General features: G+C 44.0%; 3 protein-coding genes and 3 pseudogenes. 3 read left to right on the forward strand and 3 right to left on the reverse strand.

Annotated features, from left to right (window positions below; translation table 11 throughout):
• Nucleotides 1-76: 76 nt before the first annotated feature.
• Both BM122_RS20480 and tnpA read right to left on the reverse strand, forming a co-directional pair.
• Nucleotides 77-280: pseudogene (locus BM122_RS20480) on the reverse strand (transposase); the annotation flags it as partial.
• 325 nt (nucleotides 281-605) lie between these two features.
• Complete coding sequence (tnpA, locus tag BM122_RS20485; RefSeq protein ID WP_074907433.1) at nucleotides 606-1,019, reverse strand: IS200/IS605 family transposase; 414 nt, start codon at nucleotides 1,017-1,019, stop codon at nucleotides 606-608.
• 220 nt (nucleotides 1,020-1,239) lie between these two features.
• On the opposite strand from tnpA, the gene BM122_RS20490 reads away from it, so the two are divergent.
• A complete protein-coding gene (locus BM122_RS20490) occupies nucleotides 1,240-1,566 on the forward strand; it encodes a hypothetical protein (RefSeq protein ID WP_074907435.1) in 327 nt (108 codons plus the stop codon).
• A 541-nt stretch (nucleotides 1,567-2,107) separates the two neighbouring features.
• On the opposite strand, the gene BM122_RS20495 is transcribed toward BM122_RS20490, so the two are convergent.
• Entirely contained in the window at nucleotides 2,108-2,620 is a 513-nt protein-coding gene (locus BM122_RS20495) for a transposase (protein ID WP_256212262.1), read from the reverse strand.
• A 312-nt stretch (nucleotides 2,621-2,932) separates the two neighbouring features.
• Here BM122_RS20495 and BM122_RS20500 point away from each other — a divergent pair.
• Nucleotides 2,933-3,154 (forward strand): annotated as a pseudogene (locus BM122_RS20500) (transposase); the annotation flags it as partial.
• A gap of 158 nt (nucleotides 3,155-3,312) precedes the next feature.
• Nucleotides 3,313-3,910, forward strand: a pseudogene (locus tag BM122_RS22015) (IS3 family transposase); the annotation flags it as partial.
• Nucleotides 3,911-4,162 lie beyond the last annotated feature (252 nt).

Here is a 4,162-nt window from a genome sequence, read left to right on the forward strand (position 1 = left end):
GATGTTGAATTCTTTAAGCTAAAAATTATGGCGCTGCATGAAACCAGTTATGTTCTGGTCGGTTGAATTCAAAGTACGCATTTACCGGATGAACCCTTTTATAGATGGAATTCCAGCAGCCGAACGCCTTGGGCAGGTCTCGCCACGGACAGCCAACCCGCATTCGATACAGTATGCCTTCTACCGTCATGCGCAGATTGTGCTTGTTATCAATCGCTTCTTGAAGCAGAATCTTCTCCAGCTTCGACCAGAACTCATCACTGAGCATCAATCGGGGCATCGCAAACTCGTTTTATTGGTGGTATAAGAACCTCAATATTACGAGTTTTCTCCTATTTATTAAATAGTTATCTCAAATTGTCAACAGACCCTAGAACTTCTTCTTCAGTTATAGCCAATTTTTCTTTTAATGCCATAGATATACCCATATTTTTTATTCCGTAAAAATCAGAAAAAGATATACCTAAAGCTCATTTATCCACGCACTCCCTCATATTTTTGTGGAAATGATTTAAGCAAAGAGTTAAATTACCTCCGGCAAAGCCGGAGGCTTATTACTGTTAGCCCCTCAAAGGGGCAAGAATTGGAGCCACCTAAAGGTGGCATCACATCCCAAGCTTGAGCTGATCATAGTGCTCATCCTCTTTCTCTTGGTGCTGGATATATTCTCTGACCATCTCTTCAACTAATCCTACCGTGGATACAAAATAACCACCTGTGAAATTCCTTGATTTCCCCGTAAATCTCCGCGCAATCGATATTGCACTTTTCCCCTTGATATATCCTACTACGTAGGATACCGAATACTTCGGGGGAATACTGATGCACATGTGTACATGGTCAGGCATCAGGTGTCCTTCTACTATCTGACAGTTTTTCTGCGCAGCTAATTCGTGAAATACTTTTCCCAAGTGTTTTCGTATCATTCCGAATATCACTTTCTTCCTTCTTTTCGGAATAAATACGATATGGTACTTACAGTCCCATGTCGTATGGGCCAAACTCTGATAATCTCTCATTTGATTCTCCTAGCTCTTGATCAAGCTAAAAGAATCACGGTGACCGTATCACACGATCAAACCTTTAATAGTCCCCCGGCATAGCCGGGGGACTACCTTATTTATATATTCATATTTTATTCTAAATGTATCGTATTTAATATTATTATCAATAGATTGTATTCATACTGATTAATCAGTAACTGATCAAGTAAAACTTGGGATAAGGCAGGAGATAAATATGTTTCTAAATCTTGAAAATGGTGTTTTGTCAATTAACCCATATAGAAACCCGAAAGCAGTAGAAACTACGCAAGAGGATTTGCTGAAATTTCTTGATTCAGATGAATGTCTTACAGCCTCTATTGAGAATGTTTTAGAACTGTTCAATACGACCGAAGGGTGGATGGCTCAATACACTGGGATAACAGGCTCGGGGGAGTTTGCAAATAAAGAAGAAGCATACAACATCAGCGGGAATAATCTTCAAGAAATAAAATCAAATGCACTTTTGAATTGGGGATCCGAGCTTGAGCTTGGAGCTGTAAAAGTGATCGTTCATGATTAATTAAAACAAGATAGCCATCTTACCAAAAATGGCTTTTTTAATTAAACATAAAATTATGAGTATAGAAAAGCAACATGCCCTAAAAGTCCGCCCGAGCAATAGAGCATTACCTGCAGACGAAGGAAAAAGATCAACTTTGGGTCATTGGATGCGAGACCAGAAACAAAGCGGGATGGATCGAAGCTGACCAAGCAAAAAATGAAATTGACTGGCTGAGTAATTTGCGTGCTAGATAAAGAAATCAACGGACACCCACAATAAACGCCACAAGATCGCCAAGATTGAGCATGAGATAGGTCGCTTTTCGGATATGACTTTAGGTAAAAAGAGAGGGATTAATTAATGAACAAAGAAGCACACAAAACTCGATTCATAGCGTCTTTCTTATCCAATTGGTGCGTTAGTGAATATATAAATGCTGCTCAACAGGCAATCATGAGATTTTAAACCACCCTCCAGTTGAAGATGCTGCTGGATGAATCTCTGATAAAACAAATCGCTCAAACACACCCTACGTATAGCAGATCTCATATAAAATGACTTAAATTTTATAAGCGGCAAAGAGCTGCTCGATGGAACAACCTTGCCTTTTTCTGATGGCTTTGGCCTGAGCCCATTTGGGTTCAATGTCATTTAAGTCCGGGGAATAAGGCGGCAGGTATTCAAGTGTATGCCCGGCATGGGCAATGGCAGTTTGGATATCCTGCCGTTTATGAAAGGTTGCGTTGTCCATGACAATCACGCAAGCGGGCAGAAGTTTAGGCAAAAGATCCTGCGTTATCCACGCATAGAAAATGTCAGCGGTGATATGGGCTATGAACAGACTTATGGTCAGCAGCGTCTTTCCGATGAGAGCGCCGATCACATGGGTTCGACCTCGTGCATGCCAGTCTTTTACGCCATGGACGCGCTCACCCACTGGCGCATAGCCATGCGTGCGTGGCATGTCGTGCGCAAAGCCGCTTTCATCAAGGTAAACGATAACGCGGCCTGCTCGCTCATAGTCTTCAATTTTTTGCTGAAAGATACACCGCTCTTCGTGTGCCACGAGCACAAGGTATTGCGTAAAAAAAATGCCTGTGCATGCTGCGCAAAAGATGAGGGTGGGCCCCTCGGAGCCGCTTTACAGGAGGAGGCTTCAAACCGCCTTATGCTGCGAAGGTAAAGAGCCTTGCTGGTGAGCATTAAGGAAAAAGGCAAAGCTGGACTTTGTCAGGTAAGTGTTAGAGAGACGAACGCGAGTGAACCTTTGATGACGTGTCGAAAGCGCAAAGATGATGTCAAAACCGAGGGGGAAGAGTAATGATATGGTCTAATAGACCCGGACACTCCAGTTAAGAGAAAATAGTCTTAATTGGAGGATGAAATGGAACCTAGGAAACACTATACAAAGGAATTCAAGCTGGATGCAATCAGCTTGGTACTGGATCAGGGATTAACGATAGCAGAAGCTGCCAAAAGCCTGGAAATCAGGGCTAACATGCTTGGGCGATGGATCAGGGAGAGCCAGGCGGATACTAATGGTCAGGCATTCCGCGGTAATGGGAAACTGACACCGGAGCAGGAAGAAATCCGGCGGCTTAAACTATAGCGTAACCAGTTAAGAATGATTCAGAATATATAAAATTTGAAGAGCATCTCAACGGTTCGGTTTTGTTGTTTACGCAGTGCTTTGGCGTATGCCCATTTGTGCTAGATGAGACAATGAGAATACTCTTTGAATCATTTCTAGCTGGTTTTGCTATAGAAAACAAGCAATTAAAGCTTGAGCGGCAAATACTAAAGGAGGCGGCGGTCTTTTTCGCGAAAGAAACGAAGTGAAGTATTCGTTCATCACCCAAAAGAAAAAGACCTACCCGGTCGGCCTGATGTGCCGGCTATTGGGTGTCAGTCGCAGTGCTTGACTCATGACTATGAACAACGCCGCTGCAATTGCCCGGATGATCTACACCACAGGCAACTACTTAATGCTGTGCAGAATATTGCAAAATCATGCGATTACACCTATGGCAGTCGCAGGATGAAACGAGCGCTAAATGCCTTGGGCTATCGGGTTAGTCGCTGGAAGGCGAGCAGACTAATGCAAGCAGCCGGGATACAAGTGAAACACCGGAAGAAGTACAAGATGACGACGGACAGCCATCACCCGTTGCCAGTGTTTGAGAACCAATTGAATCGGCAATTTACGGTTGCCAGACCGGATCAAGTCTATGTTTGCGACATTACCTGCATTTGGACTCAGGAAGGCTGGCTGTATCTGGCGGTTGTCATCGATTTGTTCTCCCGAAAGGTGGTGGGCTGGAGTATGAGCTCACGGATGAAAGCAACACTGGTTTGTGATGCATGACGAATGGCGATCTGGCTACGCCGGCCACCGCCTGGCCTGATCGTGCATTCGGACAGTAAGAATACGTGTACCAGATTTCAATAATAGCTTGACTCAATCATTGAATGAGCAATTATGGGGCTCTGGTACCGTAAGGGTTGCCTGGTTTCCTGACCCCCACTCTGATCGACCATCATTTGTGTCATTCCACGGATCTGTCGGCTACTTGGCAACATCTGGCGGTGAGGTTTCATCTCGCCTTTGCCTGTG

The sequence above is a fragment of the Nitrosomonas communis genome (assembly GCF_900114745.1).
Taxonomy (GTDB): Bacteria; Pseudomonadota; Gammaproteobacteria; order Burkholderiales; family Nitrosomonadaceae; genus Nitrosomonas; species Nitrosomonas communis_A.

What these genes read in the sequence shown, in the direction of transcription:
- tnpA (WP_074907433.1), bottom strand. Translation starts at nt 1,019, where the DNA reads ATGAGAGATTATCAGAGTTTGGCCCATACGACATGGGACTGTAAGTAC.
- BM122_RS20490 (WP_074907435.1), top strand. Translation starts at nt 1,240, where the DNA reads ATGTTTCTAAATCTTGAAAATGGTGTTTTGTCAATTAACCCATATAGA.